Origin of the sequence: Amycolatopsis sp. CA-126428 (assembly GCF_002904335.1) — a bacterium.
GTDB lineage: Bacteria > Actinomycetota > Actinomycetes > Mycobacteriales > Pseudonocardiaceae > Amycolatopsis.
Genome location: NZ_PPHF01000170.1, coordinates 23,669 through 46,818 on the forward strand (window position 1 = coordinate 23,669; position 23,150 = coordinate 46,818).

At 71.5% G+C, this 23,150-nt stretch carries 23 protein-coding genes; 13 read left to right on the forward strand and 10 right to left on the reverse strand.

Annotation, left to right across the window (positions count from 1 at the left end; all coding sequences use genetic code 11):
* Nucleotides 1-49 precede the first annotated feature (49 nt).
* The gene (locus tag C2L58_RS44610; protein ID WP_103343673.1) at nucleotides 50-1,468 is read right to left on the reverse strand and encodes an acyltransferase; all 1,419 of its coding nucleotides are present in this window, start codon (nucleotides 1,466-1,468) and stop codon (nucleotides 50-52) included.
* 194 nt (nucleotides 1,469-1,662) lie between these two features.
* Here C2L58_RS44610 and C2L58_RS44615 point away from each other — a divergent pair, with 194 nt between their 5' ends.
* Nucleotides 1,663-2,790, forward strand: coding sequence for an inorganic phosphate transporter (locus tag C2L58_RS44615; protein WP_103343674.1), 1,128 nt, complete (start codon nucleotides 1,663-1,665; stop codon nucleotides 2,788-2,790).
* Between the two features lie 8 nt (nucleotides 2,791-2,798).
* Nucleotides 2,799-3,020, forward strand: coding sequence for a hypothetical protein (locus C2L58_RS44620; protein WP_103343675.1), 222 nt, complete (start codon nucleotides 2,799-2,801; stop codon nucleotides 3,018-3,020).
* Here the strand turns inward: C2L58_RS44620 and C2L58_RS44625 are convergent.
* Nucleotides 3,002-3,766 carry a hypothetical protein gene (locus tag C2L58_RS44625; RefSeq protein WP_103343676.1) on the reverse strand — a complete coding sequence of 255 codons (765 nt, stop codon included), beginning with the start codon at nucleotides 3,764-3,766 and terminating at the stop codon, nucleotides 3,002-3,004. The genes C2L58_RS44620 and C2L58_RS44625 overlap by 19 nt on opposite strands.
* Nucleotides 3,763-3,972, reverse strand: coding sequence for a hypothetical protein (locus C2L58_RS44630; protein ID WP_103343677.1), 210 nt, complete (start codon nucleotides 3,970-3,972; stop codon nucleotides 3,763-3,765). Before C2L58_RS44630 ends, C2L58_RS44625 begins: the two co-directional genes overlap by 4 nt.
* Before the next feature lie 255 nt (nucleotides 3,973-4,227).
* On the opposite strand from C2L58_RS44630, the gene C2L58_RS44635 reads away from it, so the two are divergent.
* Nucleotides 4,228-5,799, forward strand: coding sequence for a sensor histidine kinase (locus tag C2L58_RS44635; RefSeq protein ID WP_103343678.1), 1,572 nt, complete (start codon nucleotides 4,228-4,230; stop codon nucleotides 5,797-5,799).
* Nucleotides 5,796-6,470, forward strand: coding sequence for a response regulator (locus tag C2L58_RS44640; protein ID WP_103343679.1), 675 nt, complete (start codon nucleotides 5,796-5,798; stop codon nucleotides 6,468-6,470). Before C2L58_RS44635 ends, C2L58_RS44640 begins: the two co-directional genes overlap by 4 nt.
* Here C2L58_RS44640 and C2L58_RS44645 read toward each other — a convergent pair.
* Nucleotides 6,415-7,551: an FAD-dependent monooxygenase gene (locus C2L58_RS44645; RefSeq protein WP_233226276.1), complete on the reverse strand. Its 1,137-nt coding sequence runs from the start codon at nucleotides 7,549-7,551 to the stop codon at nucleotides 6,415-6,417. The genes C2L58_RS44640 and C2L58_RS44645 overlap by 56 nt on opposite strands.
* Here C2L58_RS44645 and C2L58_RS44650 point away from each other — a divergent pair.
* The gene (locus C2L58_RS44650; protein WP_103343681.1) at nucleotides 7,492-8,145 is read left to right on the forward strand and encodes a TetR/AcrR family transcriptional regulator; all 654 of its coding nucleotides are present in this window, start codon (nucleotides 7,492-7,494) and stop codon (nucleotides 8,143-8,145) included. The genes C2L58_RS44645 and C2L58_RS44650 overlap by 60 nt on opposite strands.
* Nucleotides 8,146-8,160: 15 nt before the next feature.
* Here C2L58_RS44650 and C2L58_RS44655 read toward each other — a convergent pair whose 3' ends face one another.
* Nucleotides 8,161-11,208 (reverse strand): tetratricopeptide repeat protein, encoded by a 3,048-nt coding sequence (locus C2L58_RS44655; RefSeq protein WP_103343682.1) that lies wholly within the window; start codon nucleotides 11,206-11,208, stop codon nucleotides 8,161-8,163.
* Between the two features lie 137 nt (nucleotides 11,209-11,345).
* Between C2L58_RS44655 and C2L58_RS49600 the strand changes: the two genes are divergently transcribed.
* Nucleotides 11,346-11,513: a hypothetical protein gene (locus tag C2L58_RS49600; protein ID WP_158264247.1), complete on the forward strand. Its 168-nt coding sequence runs from the start codon at nucleotides 11,346-11,348 to the stop codon at nucleotides 11,511-11,513.
* A 31-nt stretch (nucleotides 11,514-11,544) separates the two neighbouring features.
* Here C2L58_RS49600 and C2L58_RS44665 read toward each other — a convergent pair whose 3' ends face one another.
* The 4 genes from C2L58_RS44665 to C2L58_RS44680 all read right to left on the reverse strand — a co-directional run bounded on the left by C2L58_RS44665 (nucleotide 11,545) and on the right by C2L58_RS44680 (nucleotide 16,549).
* Nucleotides 11,545-12,330, reverse strand: coding sequence for an ABC transporter permease (locus C2L58_RS44665; protein WP_103343684.1), 786 nt, complete (start codon nucleotides 12,328-12,330; stop codon nucleotides 11,545-11,547).
* Complete coding sequence (locus C2L58_RS44670) at nucleotides 12,327-13,241, reverse strand: ATP-binding cassette domain-containing protein (protein WP_103343685.1); 915 nt, start codon at nucleotides 13,239-13,241, stop codon at nucleotides 12,327-12,329. Before C2L58_RS44670 ends, C2L58_RS44665 begins: the two co-directional genes overlap by 4 nt.
* A 78-nt stretch (nucleotides 13,242-13,319) precedes the next feature.
* Nucleotides 13,320-15,722: an ATP-dependent helicase HrpB gene (gene hrpB, locus C2L58_RS44675; RefSeq protein ID WP_103343686.1), complete on the reverse strand. Its 2,403-nt coding sequence runs from the start codon at nucleotides 15,720-15,722 to the stop codon at nucleotides 13,320-13,322.
* Nucleotides 15,719-16,549: a glutamate ABC transporter substrate-binding protein gene (locus tag C2L58_RS44680; protein ID WP_103343687.1), complete on the reverse strand. Its 831-nt coding sequence runs from the start codon at nucleotides 16,547-16,549 to the stop codon at nucleotides 15,719-15,721. The genes hrpB and C2L58_RS44680 overlap by 4 nt, the downstream gene beginning before the upstream one ends.
* A 76-nt stretch (nucleotides 16,550-16,625) precedes the next feature.
* Between C2L58_RS44680 and C2L58_RS44685 the strand changes: the two genes are divergently transcribed.
* The 6 genes from C2L58_RS44685 to C2L58_RS44710 all read left to right on the forward strand — a co-directional run bounded on the left by C2L58_RS44685 (nucleotide 16,626) and on the right by C2L58_RS44710 (nucleotide 20,410).
* Nucleotides 16,626-17,132 carry a MauE/DoxX family redox-associated membrane protein gene (locus C2L58_RS44685; RefSeq protein ID WP_103343688.1) on the forward strand — a complete coding sequence of 169 codons (507 nt, stop codon included), beginning with the start codon at nucleotides 16,626-16,628 and terminating at the stop codon, nucleotides 17,130-17,132.
* Between the two features lie 66 nt (nucleotides 17,133-17,198).
* The gene (locus tag C2L58_RS44690; protein WP_103343689.1) at nucleotides 17,199-17,945 is read left to right on the forward strand and encodes a DsbA family protein; all 747 of its coding nucleotides are present in this window, start codon (nucleotides 17,199-17,201) and stop codon (nucleotides 17,943-17,945) included.
* A gap of 109 nt (nucleotides 17,946-18,054) precedes the next feature.
* A complete protein-coding gene (locus tag C2L58_RS44695) occupies nucleotides 18,055-18,399 on the forward strand; it encodes a hypothetical protein (protein WP_103343690.1) in 345 nt (114 codons plus the stop codon).
* On the forward strand, nucleotides 18,396-19,529 hold the full coding sequence (locus C2L58_RS44700; protein ID WP_103343691.1) for a C40 family peptidase: 1,134 nt from the start codon (nucleotides 18,396-18,398) through the stop codon (nucleotides 19,527-19,529). The genes C2L58_RS44695 and C2L58_RS44700 overlap by 4 nt, the downstream gene beginning before the upstream one ends.
* Nucleotides 19,530-19,532: 3 nt before the next feature.
* Entirely contained in the window at nucleotides 19,533-19,916 is a 384-nt protein-coding gene (locus C2L58_RS44705; protein ID WP_103343692.1) for a hypothetical protein, read from the forward strand.
* On the forward strand, nucleotides 19,913-20,410 hold the full coding sequence (locus C2L58_RS44710; protein ID WP_103343693.1) for a YbaB/EbfC family nucleoid-associated protein: 498 nt from the start codon (nucleotides 19,913-19,915) through the stop codon (nucleotides 20,408-20,410). The genes C2L58_RS44705 and C2L58_RS44710 overlap by 4 nt, the downstream gene beginning before the upstream one ends.
* A gap of 245 nt (nucleotides 20,411-20,655) precedes the next feature.
* Here the strand turns inward: C2L58_RS44710 and C2L58_RS44715 are convergent, their stop codons facing one another.
* Nucleotides 20,656-21,147: a mycothiol transferase gene (locus C2L58_RS44715; protein WP_103343694.1), complete on the reverse strand. Its 492-nt coding sequence runs from the start codon at nucleotides 21,145-21,147 to the stop codon at nucleotides 20,656-20,658.
* A gap of 153 nt (nucleotides 21,148-21,300) precedes the next feature.
* On the opposite strand from C2L58_RS44715, the gene C2L58_RS44720 reads away from it, so the two are divergent.
* Nucleotides 21,301-23,130, forward strand: coding sequence for a glycoside hydrolase family 3 protein (locus tag C2L58_RS44720; protein ID WP_103343695.1), 1,830 nt, complete (start codon nucleotides 21,301-21,303; stop codon nucleotides 23,128-23,130).
* Nucleotides 23,131-23,150: the final 20 nt, after the last annotated feature.

Genomic DNA, 23,150 nt, shown 5'->3' on the forward strand with positions numbered 1-23,150 from the left:
CCCAGATCATGATCGGTCACAGGCGCCTGGAGGCGACCTGGGAAAACGCTCAGAGTTGCCCGGCGGGCGTTGTGACGGGTGACAACGACGGCCTGCGGGTCGCGGTGACTAGCCCGGCCAGCGCGACCAGCCCGCAAAGCCAGGCGAACCAGTCGCCGAAGCGGGCGTAGGGCGTCTTCCCTGGCCCGAGCGGGACGTCGGCGACGACCACCGAGAACGGGCGGTCACCGGTGTGGGCGTCGGCCAGCACGTGTCCCTGGGCGTCGGCCAGCATGGGCGTACCGCGCGCGGCGCTCCACGCCACCGAGAAACCGTTCTCGACACCGCGGATCAGCGCGGTGCGGCTGTGGGCCCAGCCGTCGACGTCTTCGTCGGAGGCCGGGATGAGGACCAGGCCCGTGCCGGCTTCGCCGTAACCGCCGCTGGGGTCGGCGAAGTTGACGTCCATGCACACCATCAGCCCGATCCCGGCGACGTGCGCGAGCTGGGTGCCTGAGGTGAGGTTCGGCGAATCCCCGTTGTGCCACTTGCGGTACTCCACCGGCGGGCCGGACGGCGGAATCGCCAGCGCGGCGTTGAACCGGCCGTCCGGGGTCGTGTCGATGACGCCGGTGACGACGTCGAGGTTCCGCTTGCGAGCGACGTTCGCGAAGGCCTCGACGAGCCGCGGGCGGCTGGCCTGGTCCACCGCGAAGGTGCCTTCGGGGAGCACGGCCACCCGGACGCCGTCCGGCAGCCGGCCGATTTCGTCCACATAGGACTGGAGGCGGGTGCGGCCCTCGAACGTGGCGACGTCGAGCCCCCAGCGGCTCTGTCCCATGGCGAGCAGGGCGACCCGCGTCGGCGGGCCGGTGAGCGGCGGCGTGGTCCAGAAGGCGAGCCCGGCCAGCGCCGCGGCGGTGACGACCAGGCCGGCGAGCCGGGCCCGGCCGCGGACGCCCGGCGCGAGCGCGGCGGCCACGGCGGCCGGGACGAACAGCACCAGGAACTCCACACCCCAGCCGCCGGTCACCGTGGCGAGCCGGAACACGGCCGGCCGGTCGGCCTGGGTCGTCATCAGGGTGTCCATCACGCCGGTCGGGTTGAGCAGCGAAACGACGTACAGCACGACGGTCCACAACGCCGGTGCGGCGAGCGCCGCCAGGAGGCCGTGCCCGCGCCGGACCAGCACCCGGAACAGCCCGGCGGACAGGGCGAACAGCAGCGCGCTGCCGCCGAGGATCCCGATCGCCGCGGGGCGGGGGATCGAAAGCGAATGCCAGTAGTAACTCCAGCTCCCGGTGCTCCCCGCGAGGTAGGCGGCGAACGCGCAGGCCATCGCCGCGGCGCCGGGGACGCGCGGCGCGAGCAGCAGGATCGGCAGCGGGGCCACCCAGGCCAGTTCGGGGACCGGGGCCAAGCCCGTGCCGAAGAAGAACAACACCGCCGACGCCACCGTCGCGACGACCGCCCACCCCAGCTTGTTCATCGTGGCCCCTTTCGCCCGGTGCCGATCGTTCCAGGCGGCGCGGGCGGACACACTGGGCTGGACCACCGGGCCGGGGTGGGGTTTACCCCACCCCGGTTCACGCAGAGTTCAGTAAGCCGTCACTCGACAGGGATCGGAGCGGTCCCTGTCGATCAGTAGCGTTGCTAACGAACAGCAACGAAAGTGGGCCGCCCATGGACTTCTCGCTGATCGTGCTGGTGGTGATCGTCGCCGCGCTGGCCTTCGACTTCACCAACGGCTTCCACGACACCGCCAACGCGATGGCCACCTCGATCGCCACCGGGGCGCTCAAACCGAGAGTCGCCGTCGCCGTTTCGGCCGTGCTGAACCTCGTCGGCGCGTTCCTCTCGGTCGAGGTCGCCAAGACGATCTCCGGCGGGATCGTCGACGACACGAAGGTGACACCGGTGATCATCTTCGCCGGGCTCGTCGGCGCCATCGTGTGGAACCTGGTGACCTGGCTGATCGGGCTGCCGTCGAGTTCGTCGCACGCGCTGTTCGGCGGGCTGATCGGCGCGACCTGGATCGCCTCGGGCTCCGACGCCGTCCACTTCGGGAAGGTCGTCGAGAAGGTGCTGATCCCGGCGCTCGCTTCGCCGATCGTCGCCGGGCTCGTCGCGACGCTGGGCACCTTCCTCGTCTACCGGATCACCGCCCGGGCGAAGCAGGACACGGTGGGCCGCACCTTCAAGGCCGGCCAGATCGCCTCCGCGTCGCTGGTTTCGCTCGCCCACGGCACGAACGACGCGCAGAAGACCATGGGCGTCATCACGCTCACGCTGATCGCGTCCGGCTCGCTCGCGCCGAACTCGGGGCCGCCGCTCTGGGTGATCCTGACCGCCGGCACCGCGATCGCGCTCGGCACCTACCTCGGCGGCTGGCGGATCATCCAGACGATGGGCAAGAAGCTCACCGAAATCCAGACACCGCAGGGGTTCGCGGCGGAAACCAGCGCCGCGGCGGTCATCCTCACCTCGGCGCACCTCGGGTTCGCGCTGTCCACCACGCACGTCTGCTCGGGCGGCATCATCGGCTCCGGGCTCGGCCGCAAGCTCGCCGAGGTCCGCTGGGGCGTCGCGGGCCGGATGGTCCTGGCCTGGGCGCTGACGCTGCCCGCCGCCGCGATCGTCGGCGCGCTCGCCGCCGAGGTCTCGACGCTCGGGACCTGGGGCACCGTGCTGGTCGGCCTGGCCGGGGTCGTCGTCGCCCTGGGCATCTACCTCGCCTCGAAGCGGAACCCCGTCAACGCCAACTCCATCCACGAGCCCGAGTCCGGCGTCGCGCAGCCGGCCAACGCCTGAGGAGCGCCGTGCACATCAATTGGGGTTCCCTCGGTCTCGTCTTCGTCGTCGCGCTGGCTTCGGTCGTCGTGCTGACGAGCCTCTTCTCCTTCGGCGTGGTCGGGCTCTCGCAGCGCGAATCGGCCCGCGCGGAGGGTGGCTCGGGCAACGGGCCGCTGGCCGGCGCGGTCGTCTGCTTCGCCGCCTGCCTGGCGATCGTCGGCTACGGGATCTACTTGATCGTCGCCTGAACGCGTTCCCGGAACCCGCCGGGCAGCCCGCTGAGCATCGGTTTGAGCGTGGCGCGCCGCGCCTCGCCCAGGTGGGTCAGCAGGTCGAGCGCCGGCGTCCAGAGGTCTTCGTCGGCGCTCGCCGCCGTGACCAGCCGGCCGAGCCGGTGCGCCGGGAGCAGGCCGACGACGTGGTCGATGCGGCGCTTGTCGTCGAGCACGAACGCGATCCGCAGCAGCGCCGGGTCGTCGATCTGTTCCAGGGCCCGCCGCACGGTGGGGTCCGGCAGGTGCCCGACGAACCGGCCGAGGGTGATCCAGTCCTCCTTGCGCGCCAGTTCGCCGGCGACGGCGAGGACGGTGTCCAAGGGGATCCGGCTGATGATCGCGCTCGCGCGCCGCGGGTCGAGCTCCGCGGCCACGTCGGCGAGGAACCGGGTGCTGAGCCGCTTGGCGACGTCGACCCCGCGCGCGACGTCGACCAGCCCGGCGATCCGGGCGCACAGCAGCGGGCCGAACACCTTCTCGGCGATCTTGGCGAGCACCCCGACGGGCACGACCCGCGCGGCCAGGGCCATCCGCTGCAGCGCGGCGGCGTTGGCGTCGAACAGCGTGTCGGTGACCTGCTCGCGGAAGGCCTGCAGGTCGTCGGCGTCCACGCGGGCGAGGTAGGTCAGGCGCGCGGGCTCGACGCCGAGGACGCGGGCCAGCTTGAGGATTTCGGCCTCGGCGCCGTAGTTCGCCGAGGGCGCCGCGTGCTCCGTCACAGGCCGACCACCTTCCGGACCGCGCCGCGCAGCAGCGAGGGAACGTACCGGAGCCCTTCTTCGCCCGCCTCGGCGAGCGCTTTCGCCTGACGTCTGCGCGCGTCGCGCAGCGCGTCGGCGAGGTCCTGTCGTTCGTGCTCCTCGAGGGCCTCGATGCCTTCGGGGAGGTAGCCGCCCAACTGGTCGGCGAGTGTGCGCTCGGCCATGGTGGATCATCATGCAACACCGCGGCCGCCACCGTGCGGATATGCGCACCGAGACGCCCACTCGTCCGTGTCGGCGACCTTGCAGCACGGTGCTCCGTGTTGTGAGCACTGCTCTCGCTAAATGGCCGGCGGCGCTCTGCTTCGAGAGCACCGCTCTCGGAGATGCCAAGACTGGGTTCCTGTCGAGCGTGGACAAGCTGAACGGTTGACTTTCGGCAGTGGTCGGCCGCTGTCACGCCTTGTAGTTTCGACCCCGTGCGGGCGGGGACGAAGCGTAGGTGGCGGGCGGTGCTCGACGTCGCCGTCGGGCTGTTCCTCGCGTTCACCGTCGTCGTCGGCACGCTGGACACCCGGTTTTACTGGGAGCTGGCCGGCGGCCTCGTGGTCGTCGCCGGCTCGGTCGCGACGGCCCGGCGGTACCCGGCCGTCTCACTCGGCATCGCGCTGGCGGGGGCGCTGGCCGTGCCGTTCCCCTACGGCAGCCGCATGCCCGCGTGGGTGATCTTCGTGCTGGTCGCGATCGGCTACCAGGCCGGGTTGCGGATGCCGCGCGCCCGGCCCGGCATCCTGACCGGGGTGGCCGTCACGATGCTGGGGCTGCCGGTCGCGCTCGTCTTCGGCCCGGACGGCCTCGGCGACTGGGCGGAGATGGTCGCGGTCATCGTCTTCGCCGGGCTGTCGCCGTGGCTGCTCGGCCGGTACGTCCGGGTCCGCGGCGAGCTCGCCCGCACCGGCTGGCGGCGGGCCGAGGAGATGGAGAGCAGGCAGCAGCTCGTCGCCGAGCAGGCCCGGCTGCGGGAGCGGGCGCGGATCGCCAGCGACATGCACGACTCGCTGGGGCACGAGCTGAGCCTGATCGCCGTCCGTGCCGCCGCGCTGGAGGTCGCGGGCGGGCTCGACGACGCCCAGCGCGACGCCGCCGCGCAGCTGCGGATCAGCGCCGCGACGGCGACCGAGCGGCTGCGCGAGATCATCGGCGTGCTGCGCGAGGACGCCGCGCCGGTCGAGCCGGTGCAGGGCGACCTCGGTGAGCTGATCGCGCGGGCGCGGGCGTCCGGGCTGCTCATCGAGTCCACAGTGGACGCCGCGGAAGTGCCGCCGATGGTGGCCCGCGCCGCCTACCGGGTGGTGCAGGAAGCGCTGACGAACGTGGCGAAGCACGCGCCGGGCGCCGCCGTGACGGTCCGGGTGACCGGCACCGCCGCGCGGACCGACGTCAGCGTGGTCAACGCGCCGCCGCCCGCCGGGCCGCTGCCCGGTTCCGCGTCCGGGCAGGTCGGGCTGATCGGGCTGCGCGAGCGCGTCCGGCTCGTCGGCGGCACGCTGCGGGCCGGGCCTGACGCCGGCGGGTTCGCCGTCACCGCGACGCTGCCGCACGGGGCCGCGCCGGTCGAGCTGGAGGCCGCCTCGGCGGATGACGAATCCGGGCAGTCGACGTCGGCCCGCGCTCTCGAACTGGCCCGGCGTGACGTGCGGCGCAGCCTGATCCAGGCCGTCGCCGTCCCGCTCGTCCTGTTCGCGATGGTCCTCGCGGTCGCCGGCATCGCGTTCCTCTACCAGTGGAACTCCTCTGAGTTGCCAACACCGGTCTACGAGCGGCTGCGGATCGGGCAGCCGCGGGCCGAGGTGACGCCGCAGCTGCCGGAGAACCAGCGCATCGCCCGGCCGGTGCGGGGCGAGCCGCCGCGGCCGGCGGTGGCCGGGATCGCGTGCGAGTACTACGGCACCGGGCGGTCCTGGCTCGACAACGACTACGCCGCCTACCGGCTGTGTTTCGCCGATGGGAAACTGGTCGCCAAGGACAGATTCGCCGAGGGGGCAACGTGATCAGGGTCGTGCTGGCCGACGACGAAGCGATGATGCGGGCGGGGGTGGCGGCGATCCTCGCCGCGGACCCGGGCATCGAGGTCGTCGCCGAAGCCGCCGACGGCCGTTCGGCTGTCTCCCAGGTCCTCGCCACGCACCCCGACGTCGTGCTCCTGGACATCCGGATGCCGGGCCTCAACGGCCTCGGCGCGGCTGCCGAGATCCGGCGGCTGCTGCCCGCGACCGGCGTGATCATGCTGACCACGTTCGGCGAGGACGACTACATCGAGCGCGCCCTTTCCCTGGGCGCGGGCGGGTTCCTGCTCAAGTCGGGCGACCCGCGCGAGCTCCTCGCCGGCATCCACGCCGTCGCGGGCGGGGCCGCGTTCCTCTCGCCGAAGGTGGCGCAGCGGGTGATCGCCCGGCTCTCCGGCGGGCAGCTGGCGCGCGCCGCCGCGGCCCGCGAGCGGATCGCCGCGCTGACCCCGCGCGAGCGGGAAGTGCTGACGCTGCTGGGTTCGGGACTGTCCAATGCGGACATCGCGGCGAAGATGTTCGTCGTCGAGGGCACAGTGAAGGCGCACGTGAGCACCATCCTGACCCGGCTCGGCGCGAAAAACCGGGTCCAGGCGGCGATCACGGCGTACGAGGCGGGACTGGTCGGGGGAGACGCGGCGGCGTCCACCCCGTGATCCCCGCGCCGGCGCGGGCCGTCGCTTCGGCCGGCAGGCACTTCAGCAGGGCCGTGCGCAGTCCCACCGCGACGGGGTTGGTCAGCTGCGGGCCGACTTTCCCCATCCGGACGGACTCGCGCACGACGTGCTGACTGCGCGGCCGTCGTTGCCGGTCGTAGTGCGCGAGGGCCGTGTCGACGGTGTCCTGTGTGGACACGGCGTGGGCGAGCACGACGGCGTCCTCGATGGCCTGGCAGCCGCCCTGGCCGAGGAACGGCGGCATCGCGTGGGCGGCGTCGCCGAGCAGCGCGATCCGGCCGCGGGTGTAGGTGGGGAGCGGGGCGCCGAGGTAGTAGAGGTCGTGGTGCAGCACGGCTTCGGGCGGGGTGGCGGCCAGGAGGGCCGGGATCGGGTCGTGCCAGTTCCCGAAGGCGTGCTCGAGGTCGGCTCGGCAGGTGCCTGGTGCGGCGAGGGCCGAGATCCACCAGTAGACGTCGCCGCCGGTCAGCGGGAGGACGCCGACTTCGGTGCCGCGGCCGAAGCTCGTGCTCAGCCCGGTTCCGGGGCGGTGCGCGACGCCGCGGAACGCCGTGCTGCCGGTGTAAACGGGTTCGGGGTGGTCCGGGAAGAGCGTGTGGCGCACCCGGCTGTGGATGCCGTCGGCCGCGACGACGAGGTCGGCGCGCAGGTCTTTGCCGCCGACGCGGACCAGGCCGTCTTCGCGGACTTCGGTGACTTCTTGGCCGGTGCACAGGCTTTCGGCGGGAACCGCGTCCCGGAGGGCGGCGATGAGGTCCCGCCGGTGGATCGCGCCGAGCGGCCGCCCGTGCCGCCGCGCGAACTCGGTGGCGTCGAAGCGGGAGATCCGCCGGCCGCGGCGGTCGCGGAACCCGCCTTCTTGCTGCGGGGCCAGGCGCCCGCCGAGGTCGACGCCGAGTTCGTCGAGGCTCCGCAGGGCGTTCGGCCAGAGCGAGATCCCGGCACCGACGTCGCCGAACTCGGACGCTTTCTCGAGGACGGTGACGGTCCAGCCGACCCGGTGCAGCCCCGCGGCCGCCGCCAGGCCGCCGATGCCTCCGCCGACCACTACTGCGTGCATGGTGCCTCCTCTACATCTGTAGAGGACTCTACACCTGTAGAGTGCATTCTCGTGGAGCGAATGGATGTGATCGCCGACGCAGCGATCGCGGTGATCGCGGCGGAGGGCATGCGCGGCCTGACCCACCGGGCGGTCGATCGCGCGGCGGCCCTGCCGGTGGGGTCGACGTCGTACTACGCGCGCACGCGGGCGGCGCTGCTGGAGCTGACGATCGCGCGGATCGTGGTCTTGGACCAGGCTCCGACTGAGTCGTCGGGATCCTTAGCGGAGTTCATCGCGGGCTACGCGTTCGAGGCGATCACTTCGGGGCGGACGCGGATGCTGGCGCGGTACGAGTTCGCGTTGGAAGCGACTCGGCGGCCGGAGCTGCGAGCGGTGTACGACGAGGGCGGGTTGCAGATCCGCCGCCAAGCGGCGGCCGCGCTGAAGGCGGCTGGGTCGACGGACCCTTCGCGGCACGCGAGGGTGGTGGTGGACTGGATGGAGGGGACGATCTTCGGGGCGCTGGCGGGGACGGGATCGCTTGCGCCGCCTGACTTGTCCGAGTTGGTGGCGAGCGCCCGGGAGATCCTGTCGGGCATCGGCGTGGCGTGACGACCGGTCGCGAAGTCATTCACTCTCTCCGTGGTCAGCCAGGTATCTGCGGGTATTCAGGGTGTCGAGGTGGTTCGGCCCCAGCACCCGCACCTGGTCGGAGAGCAATCGTTCGAGCGCGTCGCGCGCGGCGGCCGGGTCGCCGGCTTCCGCCTGCCAAGCGGCGAGATTGGCGCGGACGGTGAGCGTCTGAGGGTGATCCGGCCCGAGAATCCGCAGCTGGTCGGCAAGGACTTCCTCGAGCGCGTCGACTGCAGCGGCGGGATCGCCCGCTTGCCCGCGCAGGTCGGCGAGATTGTTACGAGTGCGCAGGGTATGCGGGTGATCCCGGCCAAGGACCCGCAGCTGGTCGGCAAGGACTTCCTCGAGCGTATCGATGACATCGGCGGCGGCGTCGCCTGCTCGCTCCCGCAAGGCAGCGAGGTTGCCGCGAGTTCCGAGCGTCTGCGGGTGGTCCGGGCCGAGGATCTGCAGTTGGTCCGTGAGAAGTTCTTCGAGTGCGACGACGGCACCGGTGAAGTCGCCGGCTCGGGCGCGCCAGAACGCGACGTTGCTGCGGGTTCCGAGCGTCTGCGGGTGGTCCGGGCCGAGGATCTGCAGCTGGTCCGCCAGCAGCTCCTCGAAAGCTTCGCAGGCACGAGTCACGTCGCCGCTTTCCCCGCTCCAGTGTGCGATACCGCTGCGGGTGCTGAGTGCGTCGGGATGGGACGGTCCGACAATCCGCAGGTAGTCGGCCAGCAGTTCCTCCAGCGCTTCGGCGGCGCCGCCGGGATCACCGGCGTCCCCGCGCCGGCCCGCCAGGCTGGCGCGGGTGCTGAGGGTGTGGGGATGGTCCGGGCCGAGGATCCGCAGGCGGTCGGCAAGCAAGTCCTCGAGGGCGGCGGCAGCGCCGAGGGGATCCCCCGCCTCTGCCCGCCAGCGCGCCAGGCTGTTCCGGGTCGTCAATGTGCCGAGGTCGTCCGGACCCAGGACCCGCAGGTAGTCGGCCAGCAGAACATCCAGCAGTTCAGCAGCCCCGGCGGGATCACCGGCTTCCCCGCGCCAGTAGGCGATGTTGTTGCGGGTGACGAGGGTGTTCGGGTTTGCCGGACCGAGGATGCGCAGTTGGTCGGCGAGTACTTCCTCGAGGGTTTCGGCGGCACCGGCGGGATCACCTGATTCTCCGCGCCAAGCGGCCAGGTTGGCGTTGGTGCTCAAGGTGTCGGCGTGGTCCGGACCCTGGAGCCGCAGCCGATCCGCGAGCAGCTCCTCCAGCGCCCGGGCCGCGCCGGTGGGATCTCCGGCTGCCCCGCGCCATGCGGCGAGCCTGGCGCGGGCGGCAAGTGTGTCGGGGTGATCAGCGCCGAAGTAGCGAAGCGCGCAATCGTGAAGCTGCGTGGCTGCGGTGATGGCCGAGTCGAGCAGGCCGGCGTCGCCGAGACTTTCCAACGCGCGCCACAGCAGCGGATGTCCGACGGAACACCACAGTCCCTGTTCGGCGGTTTCCCGGAGCACGGCGGTATTGGAGCGGAGGGCCTCGCGCAGTTCGTGATCGCTTTCGATGTCGGGCCACAGGGCGAGGAGCGCATCTGCGGCTGCCCATGCCAGGTCGGCCAGGGCCTCTTCGTCGAGCGAGTCACGAACGACGCGTTGGACGAGCGCGTGCACGCGAATCGCGTGCGGGGGCTCTTGGGGGTCCAGGGAAAGCAGGCTGAACCTGTGCAGGGATTCGAGCCCGGCCTGAGCCTGCTCGGCGGTGAGGTCGCGTCCGAGACGCTCGGCGAGGTGGTTGGTGACGGCTTCGGTCGAGAAGGCAGCCGCGGGGATGCCGGACGAATCGAGGAGCGAAGTGAGTTCCAGCACCGGCTGAGCCAGCCCCGCCGGTGCAAGCTGGTTCGCAGCGTCGATCGAAATGGCCCACGTGGCGGCGACCGTCTGTTCGTGCTCGTCCGGGAGTTCGTGTACTTCAGGGAGAATGTCCCGCAGTGCCGTCCGGCGTTCGGCGAGCCGAACGCGGTAGCCGGCGGTGCTGAGCAGGGGTTTGTTGATCAGGTAGGCGGCCGCTTGGGCCAGTGCCAGTGGCAGGTGTCCCAAGTCTCCGGCCAATTCCGCGAGTGTGGCCTTGTCACTGTCGGTACGCGCCCGGGCGGGAAGTTTCTCGACCAGGTAGTTCAGCCCTTCGATGGGCGTGTACAGGCCGACTTCGACGATCTGCCGGCGGTGCCCGCGCAGCACGGCGTCGCGGCGGCGAGTGGTCAGCACCACCTGGCCCACGGCTGAATGAGGTGGCCACAACCCGGTGATGTGCGCCGGCTGTTGGAGGTCGTCGAAGACGATCAGCCACCGACGCGAGGTTTCGGCAAGCCATGCCAGCAGGCGTCGCCACGCACGCTCCGGCGTCGCCGGGTCTGCGCCGAGCAGATCCACCGCGACGTCGGTGTATGCCGCAATGATGGCGTCGCGGCTGCGCGCCGAAATCCACAGCAGCAGATCGACGTCGTCCGCGTCCCACCGAGTGTGCGCGTGATGGGCGGCGACCTGGGTCTTCCCCACCCCGCCCAGCCCGGTCAGAACGATCGTGGGAATGGTCGCTGCTCCGGCGAGGGCTGTGGTGCCTCGGCCGTCGACGGTCCTGGTCAGCTGTTCGGCGACCTCGCGGACTTGGAACCCGTCGGCCCGGACCGGCACGGCACCGAACATCCGCCGCGAAGGAGTTGGTTGCTGCGGAGCCTCCGGCCGCGACTGCCGCAGCCGCGCGGCAGGGTGCCGGCTGTCGGTCTCGAGCTGTTCGGTGAGGATGTCGTGATAGGCCCGAAGCCGCTTGAGCGTCGTCTCGAGCGGCAGGTCCGTGCCGTGGGCATGCCCAGCGGCGACGCAGGCCCTCCCGTAGGCCGCGATGCGCTCCCACGGAGGTGCCTTTTTGAACTTGCCTGACAGGAGATCCGATAGCGATGACCTGCTCAGAGCGTTGTCGCGCTCGCGATCGAAGGACAGCAGCTCCGCCTGGGACGGACGTCCGGCGGCGGCGAGCAACTCCGCCAGCTTGCCGACGAACCACCTCCGCGGGTTCGTTCCTGTGTCCACTCGTCCTCCCCGGCTCCGAAGTTCCGGAACCGTCCGGACTCCGGAATCCGGAAAGCTAGCTCATCCGGCTCATCCGGACTCCGGTCTCCGGGGTGCTCCGGGATCGGCCCACCCGAATGGCGCACTGCCTCATCGTGGTGAGCAGCCGGCCGGACGAAAAGACCGGCCACCACCACGAGGAGACAGTCATGACTCGCCACCGCAAGCGCCTGCCGCGTCCGTTGGTCAGCACGATCATCAAGGGGGTCGTCTCCGGGATCGTTCGAGCCTTGATCGACTTGCTGATGCCTCACGAGGGCCTCTGAAGGACATGGGCGTGCCTGGCCCGGCCGGACGTCAGGCGTCCCGGCGGCGCAGCACCGCCCCGCCCACCAGCAGCGCCGCCGCGGCCCAAGCCGCGCAGATCGCCAACCCCACCCAAGGCGCGTATGGTGCGGCCGCCATCGTGATCGGGTTGGGCCGGCCCGCCTCGACCATTGCGTTCACCCCCGCGATGCCCGGGAAGTACGGCACCGCCTCCGGCGAACCCAGCGATGCCACGATCAGCGGCAGCGGGACCAGCAGCACGATCACCGACACCAGCGTCCCCGCCGCGCTGCGCAACGCCCAGCCGATGCCCGTGCACAACAAACCCAGCAGCGCGAAGTAGCCGCCCGTGCCCGATGCCGTTGTGAAGGCCGCTTCGAACGATGTCGGCAGGCCGTGGCCGTTCATCACCGCTGTGGTCAAAGCCATCCCCGCGCACGACAGCAGCACCCCGTACGCGAACAGGACCGGCAGGACCACCGCCGCCTTCGCCAGGACCACCCGAAAGCGGACTGGGGTCCACAGCAGTGTCGAGCGGATGCCGCCGCTCGCGTACTCGCTTGTCACGAACAGCGTTGCCAGGGCGATCACCGCGAACTGGGTCAAGTAGAACCCGCCGCCGAGGGTGATCGTGTTGGCGGCCTGCGGGTCGTCGCCGATGTGCTGGGCGATGGCCGACAGCGTTTCGTAGCACAACATCAGGACCGTTCCTGCCACCAAGCACCACCACGTTGCCCGGACCGACCAGAACTTCGTCCACTCCGCGGCCACCGCGCCCGGGAGCCCGCCGCCGCGTACTTCGGCTGCTGTGGTCATGCCGATACCCCGTATTCCACCGAAGAAGCCGTCAGTTCCATGTACGCCTGCTCGAGCGATGCCGTCCGCTCGGCGAGGCCGTGCACGCGGATCCCCAGCTCGTGCACGAGGTCGCCGACGCGGGTGACGTCGATGCCGTCCACCACCAGCTCTCCCGGCTCGCCCGGGTGTGTCAGCCCGCCTTCGGCTCGCAACCGCGCGTCCAGCGAAGAGCGTTCGGCGTCGGCCGGGACGCGGACCGAGACCGTCGTGCGGGAATGGCCCGCGATGAACTCCGCCACCGGTGCGTCGGCCAGCAGCTTGCCCTTGCCGATCACCACCAGGTGGTCGGCGGTCAGCTGCATCTCGCTCATCAGGTGGCTCGAGACGAACACCGTCCGCCCCTCGGCCGCCAGCGAGCGCATCAGCTGTCGCACCCAGCGGACGCCGTCCGGGTCGAGGCCGTTCACCGGCTCGTCGAACAGCAGCACCGCCGGGTCGCCGAGCAGCGCGCCCGCGATGCCGAGCCGCTGTCCCATGCCGAGCGAGAACTGCCCGGCCCGCTTGCCGGCGACGTCCGACAGCCCGACCGTCGCCAGGACTTCCTCCACGCGGCTCGCCGCGATGCCGTTGCTGCGGGCCATGGCCAGCAGGTGCTTCCCGGCGCTGCGGCCGGGGTGCAGGGCTTTGGCGTCGAGCAGCGCGCCGACCTCGCGCAGCGGGTGCCGCAGCTCGGCGTAGCGCCGGCCGCCGACCAGGGCTTCGCCCGCCTGCGGGTGGTCGAGCCCGACGGTCATCCGCATGGTCGTCGACTTCCCGGCGCCGTTGGGGCCGAGAAACCCGGTCACCCGCCCCGCGGCGACGTCGCAGGTGAGCGCGTCGACGACGGTCTTCTCCCCGTAGCGCTTCGTGAGTCCCCTGAGTGTGATCATGCGTCGAAGTCTGCGGTCCGCGGGGGTGCGCGGGCATCGGACGACGGTCGCGGGCCGCCCCCGACTTTCGTCAGGGTTTCAGGAACGGCGGCGGGTGTGCCGGGTCGGGACGGCGGCCGCGGGGTCCTCCGGCCAGGGGTGCTTCGGGTACCGGCCACGCAGGTCGGCGCGCACGGCCGGGTAGCCGGACGTCCAGAAGGACGCGAGGTCGGCGGTGATCGCCGCGGGCCGGCCGGCGGGGGAAAGCAGGTGCAGCACCACCGGGACGCCGGCGAGCACCGGGGTTTCGGTCCAGCCGAAGGTCTCCTGGAGCTTCACGGCGAGCACGGGCCGGTCACCGCGGTAGTCGACGCGGATGTGCGACCCCGACGGCACTTCGAGGCGGTCCGGGGCGAGGTCGTCGAGTTTCGCCGCGTCCGGCCAGGGGAGGAGGGCCTTCAGGGCGGTACCCGCGTTGAGGTTCGCCAGGTCCGCCTTCCGGCGGGCGGTGCCGAGGTCGAGCCAGCTGTCCACATCGGACAACAGGGCGGCGTCGTCGACCGGGGGCCACGGCGGGCCGAGGACGCGGTGCAGGAACGCCATCCGTTCACGGAGGCGCAGCGCGTCCTGGCTCCACTTGAGGAGGCCGAGTCCCTCGGACTTCAGGCCGGCGAGCAGGGCGGCGCGGACGTCGGCGTTCTTCAGCGGCTTCTCGGACAGCACGATGGCGCCGAGCTTGCGGACCCGCCGGGCGACGACGTCACCGTCCCAGGTGACTTCGTCCACTTCGGACACCGTGCCGGCGCGGACGGCGAGGGTTTCGTCGGCGGCCGCGGCGAGGCGGATGGTGCCGTGGACGCGGCCGGGATCGCGGGTGGCTTCGGCGATCGCCAGCCACTCGGCGTCGAGGCCGCTGCCGGGCGGGAGCTCGGCGGCGGTGCCCCCGGCCATGAGGTACACGGGCGCGCCGCCGGGACGCCGCTTGGCGAGCCGCTCGGGATGGGCGAGGGCGACGACCAGCGCGGGATCGGCCGAAGCCGGACGCTGGGCCCGCCGTCCCGGGACCAGGCCCTCCAGCCGCCGCGCTTCCCGCTTCCAGCGCCGCGCTCCTTCGTCGCCCGCCGAGCGCAGGCGGCGCAGCTCCGCCGCCACGTCCGTCAGCGTCGCACCCGCGTCCAGCAGCGCCACCACCTCCGCGGCGTTGCGGGCGCCCACCTCGGAAGATCCGTCCAGCAGTGCGCGGGCCAGCCGCGGGTGCAGGCCCAGCTCGGCCATCCGCCGTCCGCGCTGGGTCACCGTCCCGTTCGTGGCCGTCGCGCCCAGCGTCACCAGCAGGGCCCGGCCCGCCGCCAGCGCGCCTTCGCCCGGGGGGTCCCACCAGGCCAGTCCGCTGCCGTCGGGTGTCGACCAGCACGCCAGCTCCAGCGCCAGCCGGGCCAGCTCGGCCGTGCGGATCTCCGGCTCGGGGTACGCCGGCAGCGTCGCCTGCTCGTGCTCGGCCCAGCAGCGGTACGCCCGCCCGGGTGCCTCGCGGCCCGCGCGGCCGGACCGCTGCGCGGCCACCGCCGCCGACACCCGGACCGTCGCGAGCCCCGGCAGCCCGCGCCGGTGGTCGACGCGCGGCACGCGCGCCAGCCCGGAGTCCACCACCGAGCGCACGCCCGGGACCGTCAGGCTCGACTCCGCCACCGCCGTCGCCAGCACCACCCGCCGCCGGTCACGCGGCCGCAGCGCGTCATCCTGGTGCGCCGCCGACAACCGGCCGTGCAGCGGAAGAACGTCCACAGCGTCCAATTCGGACAGACGCAGTAAACCCGCTGTCCGGGCGATCTCTCCGGCGCCGGGCAGGAAAGCCAGCACATCGCCGTCCCCCTCGGACAACGCTGTTCTTACCGCCCGGGCGACACAGGCCTCGGCGCGCTCACCGCGAGCGGGCGGGACGTAGGAGAACTCCACCGGGTACGTCCGAGCCGTGGCCGTCACCACGGGGGCGTCGCCGAGCAGGGCCGCGAGCCGCCCGGACGCGACCGTCGCCGACGTCGCCAGCAGCCGCAGGTCCTCGCGCAGCCCGGCGCGGACGTCCAGGAGCAGCGCGAGCAGCAGGTCGGCGTCCAGGTGCCGCTCGTGGCATTCGTCGAGCAGCACCGTCGAGACGCCGGGCAGCTCCGGGTCGCCCTGCACGCGCCGCACCAGCAGCCCCGACGTCACGACCTCGATGCGGGTCCGCGCCGACACCTTCCGGTCGCCGCGCACGGCGTAGCCGACCGTCTCGCCGACCGGCTCACCCAGCAGCGCGGCCATCCGAGCCGCCGCCGCGCGCGCCGCCAGCCGTCGCGGCTCGGCGACCACGACCCGGCCCGGGGTGGCTTCCGCGAGGGCGAGCGGGACCAGCGTCGTCTTCCCCGTGCCGGGCGGCGCCACGAGCACCGCGGCGCCGCGTTCGTCGAGCGCGGCGACGACGTCCGGCAGCACGGACCGGACCGGCAGGTCGGGGAGCTTCACTTCGCCGTGACCTCGGGAGGCGGGGGCAGCTGGTAACCGGACGGGCCGATGTTCGCGTTGAGCGAGCGCAGCCATTCGCCGGAGGAGATCATCTTCCGGATCGCGTCGTCGACCGCGGCCACCCCCTGGGTGTCGTCCTTGCGCAGGCCCACGCCGTAGCTCTCCTTCGAGAACGGCTTCCCGACGATCTTCAGCAGCTCCGGGTCTCGCGCGACGTAGCCCGCCAGGATCACCGCGTCCGTGGTCACCGCGTCGATCTGCCCGGCGAGCAGCGCGGTCACGCAGTCGGAGTACCGCGGGTACTCGACCAGCTGGACGGCCTGGGCGTACTTGTCCTTCACCTGCTGCGCCGGCGTCGACCCGGTGACCGAGCACAGCCGGCGGCCGTTGAGCGCCTCCGGCCCGGCGATGTCGGCCGACGTCCGCCGCACCAGCAGGTCCTGGCCGGTGGTGAAGTACGGGCCGGCGAACGACACGACCTGCTTACGCTTGTCGGTGATCGAGTAGCTCGCCACGACCAGGTCGACCGCGCCGGAAGTGAGGTCCGTCTCCCGCGTCGCCGACGTCGTCTCGCGCCACGTGATGTCCTTCGCCGGCACACCGAGCTCACTCGCGACGAAAGTCGCGACATCGACGTCGAACCCGACGAACCGGCCGTCGATGGTGTGCTCGGAAAGCCCCGGCGCGTCGAACCGGATGCCGATGGTCAGGTGATCCGTGGCACTCGCCCGGGTGACGAGCGAGTCCGTCGGCGAAACCTTCGCCGGGCCACAGGCCGACGCGGTGACCAGCAGCAACAACGAGCCGAAGAGCGTGCGCCACCGCATCCGGCCGCTCCCTCCGCCTCACGTTGTTCTCAGGTCCTCCCGTTAGCCTAAGTGCGTGGTGCGACCGTCCCAACCCGTGCTGAACACCGTCGGCACGCTCGCCCGGCTCGGGCTGGCGGCCGTCTGGCTCGTTTCCGGCGCGCTCAAGCTGGCGGATCCCGGTCAGACGCTGATCGCCGTGCAGGCGTACGAGGTGCTGCCGGACGCACTCGAAGACGTGGTGGCCATCGCGCTGCCGCTCGTGGAACTCGTGCTCGGGCTGCTGCTGCTCGCGGGCCTGGCGACCCGGTGGGCCGCCGCGGCCGCGCTGGGGCTGCTCGTCGTGCTCATCGCCGGGATCGCCCAGTCCTGGGCGCGCGGCCTGAGCATCGACTGCGGGTGCTTCGGCGGCGGCGGCCAGGTGGCGGCGGGGCAGACCGAGTACCCGCAGGAGATCCTCCGCGACACGGGGTTCGCGCTGCTCGCCGGCTGGCTGCTGGCGCGTCCGCGCACCTGGCTGTCACTCGACGGCTGGCTGGCGCGAGGTCGCGGGAACTCGGGCGAACCCGGGCACGACTACTCGGGTATCGCGGAAGGGAACTGATACACAGTGGGTGGAGCTGAGCGGACCGCACGGAAGCGCCGTCAGGCGGCGCAGGCCGGTTCGAACGTGGTCGCGCAGGCCAGGGGCGCGTCCGGCGACCGGCGGAAGGTGATCATCGGGGTCGCCGCCGTGGTCGTCGTGGCCTTGCTGGTGATCGGCGGCGTGATCTGGACGATCTCGGACCGGAACAAGACCGAGGGCCAGGTGATCAACCCCGGCGCGTCGACCAGCGCGCCGGCGGGCGATGTCACCCAGAAGCGTGACGGCGTGGTCGCCATCGTGGGCAAGACCGGCGCCAAGGCCTCGATCGACGTCTACGCCGACTTCCTCTGCCCGATCTGCGGCGAGTTCGAGAAGCAGTACAAGAGCCAGATCGAGCAGGCGATCAACGACGGCAAGCTGCAGGTGCGCTACCACATGGTGCCGCTGCTCAACGAGCGGTCCAGCCCGCCGGGCTACTCGCTCGACTCGGCGAACGCGGCGCTGGCCGCCGCCAACGCCGGCAAGTTCCTCCAGTTCCACGACGCGCTGTTCGCCAGCCAGCCCGAAGAGGGCAAGCGCGGCTACGACAAGGCGCAGCTGATCGAGCTCGGCAAGAACGTCGGCATCACCGACCCGGAGTTCGCCCAGACCGTCAACGCCGGTACCTACGACCAGCAGCTGAACGCCGCGTTCCAGCAGATCGAAAACGACCCGAAGCTGGCGCAGGACTTCGGCGGCGGGCAGCGCGGGTTCGGCACGCCGACGGTCACCGCGAACGGCTCGATCGTGTCCTGGCAGGACCCGAACTGGCTCAAGAAGGTCCTCGGCTGACTCCGGCAATTCGCCCACCCGGGTACGGACGTTGGACTACGCTGATTCCCGCACCAGGGGAACCGGGGATGCCGGGCGCACGTCGCACCTCCGGTGACAGGGAGGGCCAGTGGACGGTTCGGGGTTTCACGTCGATGAGGGCGCGTACACGCGGTACGCGCGCGAAGTCGACCCGCTCGGGGAAGACGTCAAGGGGGCCGCGGAGCGGCACGTCGGCCCGCACGTGACGCTCGGCGGCCACGGCTTTTCGGAGATGGGCGGCGAGTCCGGCTTCTCCGGCGCCTACAGCGGCCGGATGCGCGCGCTGCAGGAGAAGATGCACCGCGTCGGCGGCGGCTGGGGGCAGGTCGGCGAAGCCGCCCGGCAGACCGACCGCAACTACGCGGCGGTCGAGGGCGAGCACGGCGACGTCGTCCGGCGGCTCGGTGGCGATCTGGGGCAGGGCGACGCGTGACCGAGCACACCGACCAGCTCGTCCGGCACCACCTGGACACGACGAACCAGTTCGCGCAGAAGCTGCGCCACGACCCGGCGGCCATCGGCGGCGCGCGGGACGCGCACGTCGCGCTGCAGACGTCGGTGGGCCGCACCCGCGATGTCGCGTCCGAGCAGCGCGTTTCGCTGGCTTCGGCCAGTTCCGGCTCGACGACCGACCGCGCCACGGCGACGTCACAGAGCCTGGAGAAGGAGGTCCAGGACCTCCTCGACGAGAGCGCCGAGATCGAGAAGGCCGTCGCGGAGGCGGCCGAGACCCTGCACGTCGGCGAGATCAAGAACGACCAGGTCCGCGACCGGATCATCAAGGAGATCGCGGCGTCGATGAAGGCGCTGGAAGCGGTGAAGACCATCCAGCCGCCGGAGAGCCGCGGCGCCGCTTCGCGCGACATCCTGATGAAGCTGCAGACGAAGATCAGCCAGCTCACCGGGCAGGCGGCGACGTTCAGCGAGCAGACGATCAACGACCTGACCGCCATCGGCACCCGCCTCGGTGGCGAGGAGCAGACGACGTCGTCGTCTTCGGCCTCCGCTCCCTCGACCAAGGTCGGATCGTCGTTCAACAGCAACAGCGGGTACTCCGGCGGTTCGAACGGCGGAGGCGGCGGCGGGGGAGGTGGGGGCGGCGGTGGCGGCGGTGGCGCCGTCCACAAACCGCGGCTGCCGGTGGCGATCCCGCCGCAGCCCGGCAGCGGCGTCGCGATCAACCTGCCCGGCGGCAGGCAGGTGATGGCGCCGAACGAAACCGCGGCGAAGGCCGTGCGCAACGCGCTTTCCCAGCTCGGCGTGCCGTACGTGTGGGGCGGCACCGCCCGCGGCGTCGGCCTCGACTGCAGCGGGCTGACCATGACGTCGTACCAGGACGCGGGCATGCAGCTGCCGCGGACGGCGGCGCAGCAGACGGTCGGGGCCGAGGTGCCCTCGATCGACCAGCTGCTGCCCGGCGACCTCGTGGTGTGGTCCGGGCACGTGGCGATGGTGATCGGCGACGGCCAGATGATCGAGGCGGGCGACCCGGTGCAGATCAGCAAGATCCGCACCACGAACGCGGGGCAGTCGTTCATCGGCTTCTACCGGCCTACGGGGTGAGCTGTGGCTGAATTCGACATCGACCTGGCGTCCGCGCGGATCGCCGAACAGGCCTCGCGCGCGGGCGAGGAGGTGTCCGCACGCCTGGCCCGCTCGGGTCCGGTGGTGGGCAAGGCCGCGTCCGACGGGATCGAAGTCCAGGTGGCGCCGGGCGGGTTGCTGACCGGCGTGTCGATCCACCGCTCGGAGCTGCGGCACGGGTCCGCGGTGCTCGCCGACCGGATCTTCGAGCTGGCCCAGCGCGCGACCCGCCGCGCGGGCGACCGGATGTACCACGCGCTGTCGCCCGTCGTCGACCGCGAACAGCTGGAAACCCTGGGCTACGAGCCGATTCCGGACGACGACCCGGACGCCGAGACCTACTCCTACGGTGGGGGACCGCGGTGATCACGACCCGCCAGCTGATCGCCCAGGCCCGCGCCCGCGAAGAAGCCATGGCCCGCGTGGAGGAACTGCTCGCGTCGGCGTCGGGCACGGCCCACGACCTCGACGGCCAGGTCGAGGTGACGGTCGACGCCCGCGGAAAGCTCCTGCGGCTGTGGCTGGCCCCCTCGGCGGTCGATCTGGGCGAGCGCCTGGGGCCGTTGGTGGTGGAGATCGCCCAGGCGGCGATGCGCGAGGCGACCCAGGACGGCTACAACAAGGTGGCCTTGCTGCTCGGCGAGGACATGACGGCGATGATCGAGCAGATGACCGGCATGCCGGCCCCGGCCCGCGCCGAGGACGACGACCCGGGCATGACGGTCGAGGAGTTCCAACGGCAGCGGGCCGAGCGGCTGGGGGCTTCTTCGCCTTCGTCACCGGAGCCCGCTGCCGGTGTTGACGACGAGGACGCGTATTGGGAGTCCTTCGACCCGGCTTCGCTGCGCTCGGATCGGTGACTCTCTTCGTGTTATCGTGAAGCCGTCCCTTGAGGGCGGCGGTCTGCGTGGAGGACCGCGACGGCATTGGCGGAAACGGCTCCGGCGCCACACCGCGGACAATGCCGAGGGTGTGGTGCACCCGCTTCACGCGAACCCGAACTCGTCCATTGTTCGTCGTGACCCTGCGCGGGCCGGAACGCGGAGATGGATCACGGGTGCCTTCTTCTCGTCGCCGGGTGCGAAAGCCGAAGAGCCCGAAGTAGTCAGCCGAGCTGGGCGGTGGAGTTCGCGCCGTCCAGGGATTCGCGGATGATGTCCGCGTGGCCGGCGTGCTGGGCCGTCTCGTGGATCAGGTGCAGGATGATCCGGCGGGCCGACCAGAACCGGGGTTCCGGGGGTGACCACGGCGTCGTCGGCAGCTGCACCTCGACGTCCAGTGAAGGCAGCGAAGCCACGTACTCGTCCGTCGCCGCGGCGGCCTCCGCGTAAGCCGTGAGCCAGTGGGACAGCGTCTCGCTCATCGCGTACTGGTCCGTGTCCAGCATGCCGTCCGGCAGGGATCCGTCGGCCGTGCGCAGGATCCGGAGCCACAGGCGCTCGCCCGTGGCCAGGTGGCGGATCAAGCCGCCGAGGGTCAGGTCGCTGACCGTCGTGCGCTTGGCCGCGTCGGCGTCCGAGAGGTCGCGGGCCGGGATCAGCAAGCGCTTGCGGACTTCGGCCAGGAGGCCCAGGAGGTCTTCGTGTTCTCGGGTCATGAGCACACCGTAGGACCGAATCAGGCCAGTTCCCGACCGGAAGTGCCATCCCGCTGAGCGGCAACCGAGTTCCCGTAGAGGTCTGGACCAACCGGGAACGGCTATGTATTAATTCAAGGCGTGAATTTTGGTCTCTCGACGAGGAGGACCCGGATGCGCCTCGGACGCAGGCTGGGCATCGGCGCGCTGGCTCTCGCGTTGCTGCTGACGTCGGAAACACCCGCGCTGGCCGGGAACGGCCCGGCCTACAAGGACTCCTGGCGGCCGGTCAAGGTGCGGGTGGCGGACCTGCTCAGCCGGATGTCCCTCGACGACAAGCTCGGCCAGATGATGCAGGCCGAACGGCTCGGGGTCAGCAGCCCGGCGGACGTCACCACCGGACGGCTCGGCTCGCTGCTTTCCGGCGGCAGCTCGCAGCCGACCCCGAACACGCCCGTCACCTGGGCCGACATGTACGACGGCTTCCAGAAAGCCGCGCTCGCCACGCCGCTGGGCATTCCGCTGATCTACGGTGTCGACGCCGTTCACGGCCACAACGGCCTCTACGGCGCCACCGTCTTCCCGCACAACATCGGCCTCGGCGCGACACGCGATCCGCGGCTGGTCGAGAAGATCGGGCGCGCCACCGCGGAAGAGGTCTCCGGCACCGGGATCGACTGGGACTTCGCGCCCTGCCTGTGCGTCGCCCGCAACGACCGCTGGGGCCGGACCTACGAATCCTTCGGCGAGGTTCCGCAGCTCGCCACGCAGATGACGTCGATCATCACCGGCCTGCAAGGGAACGCGCTGAACCGGCCCGGCTCGGTCATGGCCACCGCCAAGCACTACGTCGGCGACGGCGGCACCACCGGCGGTGTCAACGAAGGCAACACCGAGATCAGCGAGCAGGAGCTGCGCGCGATCCACCTCCCGCCGTTCAAGGCCGCGATCCAGCGCGGTGTCGGCTCGGTGATGATCTCCTACAGCAGCTGGAACGGCGTCAAGATGCACGCCGGCTCCTACCTGATCAACGACGTCCTCAAGAAGGAACTCGGGTTCACCGGGATCGTCGTCTCCGACTACAACGGCGTCGACAAGATCGACGGCCAGAGCGGCTTCACCCCGGAAGAGGTCGAGGCGTCGATCAACGCCGGCATCGACATGGTGATGGTGCCCTACGCGTGGCAGAAGTTCATCGACACGCTGCGGTCGCTGGTGGACCAGGGGCGCGTGCCGATGTCCCGGATCGACGACGCCAACCGCCGCATCCTCACCAAGAAGTTCGAGCTCGGCCTGTTCGAGCACCCGCTGACCGACCGGCGGTTCCTGGCCACGATCGGCAGCAAGCCGCACCGCGAGCTGGCGCGCCAGGCCGTGCGGGAATCCCAGGTGCTGCTGAAGAACGAGGGGCGTGTCCTGCCGCTTTCGAAGCGCGGCAAGGTCTTCGTGGCCGGCAAGAACGCCGACGACCTCGGCAACCAGTCCGGCGGCTGGACGGTCGGCTGGCAGGGCACCAGCGGCCCGGTCATCCCGGGCACCACCATCCTGCAGGGCATCCGGCAGAAGTCCGCGCAGGTCACCTTCGCCAAGGACGGCACGGGGATCGACAAGAGCTACGACGTCGCCGTCGCGGTCGTGGGGGAGACGCCGTACGCCGAAGGCAAGGGCGACCGTCCCCAGGGGATGGGGCTGGACGCCACCGACCTCGCCACGCTCCAGAAGCTGAAGGACTCCGGCGTGCCGACGGTGGTCGTGCTGGTGTCCGGGCGCCCGCTCGACATCGCCGCGCAGCTGCCGGACTGGGCCGGGCTCGTCGAATCCTGGCTGCCGGGCAGCGAAGGGCAGGGCGTGGCCGACGTCCTCTTCGGCGACTACAACCCCACCGGCAAGCTGCCGGTGACCTGGATGCGCAGCGCCGACCAGCAGCCGATCAACGCCGGCGACGGCAAGCCCGCGCTGTTCCCGTTCGGCTTCGGCCTGCGGTACCCGCACCGCCCCTGGTGATCCCCGTCCCCCACGGAAAG

What these genes read in the sequence shown, in the direction of transcription:
- C2L58_RS44665 (WP_103343684.1), bottom strand. Translation starts at nt 12,330, where the DNA reads ATGACCACAGCAGCCGAAGTACGCGGCGGCGGGCTCCCGGGCGCGGTG.
- C2L58_RS44615 (WP_103343674.1), top strand. Translation starts at nt 1,663, where the DNA reads ATGGACTTCTCGCTGATCGTGCTGGTGGTGATCGTCGCCGCGCTGGCC.
- C2L58_RS44630 (WP_103343677.1), bottom strand. Translation starts at nt 3,972, where the DNA reads ATGGCCGAGCGCACACTCGCCGACCAGTTGGGCGGCTACCTCCCCGAA.
- C2L58_RS44720 (WP_103343695.1), top strand. Translation starts at nt 21,301, where the DNA reads ATGCGCCTCGGACGCAGGCTGGGCATCGGCGCGCTGGCTCTCGCGTTG.
- C2L58_RS44715 (WP_103343694.1), bottom strand. Translation starts at nt 21,147, where the DNA reads ATGACCCGAGAACACGAAGACCTCCTGGGCCTCCTGGCCGAAGTCCGC.
- C2L58_RS44680 (WP_103343687.1), bottom strand. Translation starts at nt 16,549, where the DNA reads ATGCGGTGGCGCACGCTCTTCGGCTCGTTGTTGCTGCTGGTCACCGCG.
- C2L58_RS44645 (WP_233226276.1), bottom strand. Translation starts at nt 7,551, where the DNA reads ATGCACGCAGTAGTGGTCGGCGGAGGCATCGGCGGCCTGGCGGCGGCC.
- C2L58_RS44670 (WP_103343685.1), bottom strand. Translation starts at nt 13,241, where the DNA reads ATGATCACACTCAGGGGACTCACGAAGCGCTACGGGGAGAAGACCGTC.
- C2L58_RS44610 (WP_103343673.1), bottom strand. Translation starts at nt 1,468, where the DNA reads ATGAACAAGCTGGGGTGGGCGGTCGTCGCGACGGTGGCGTCGGCGGTG.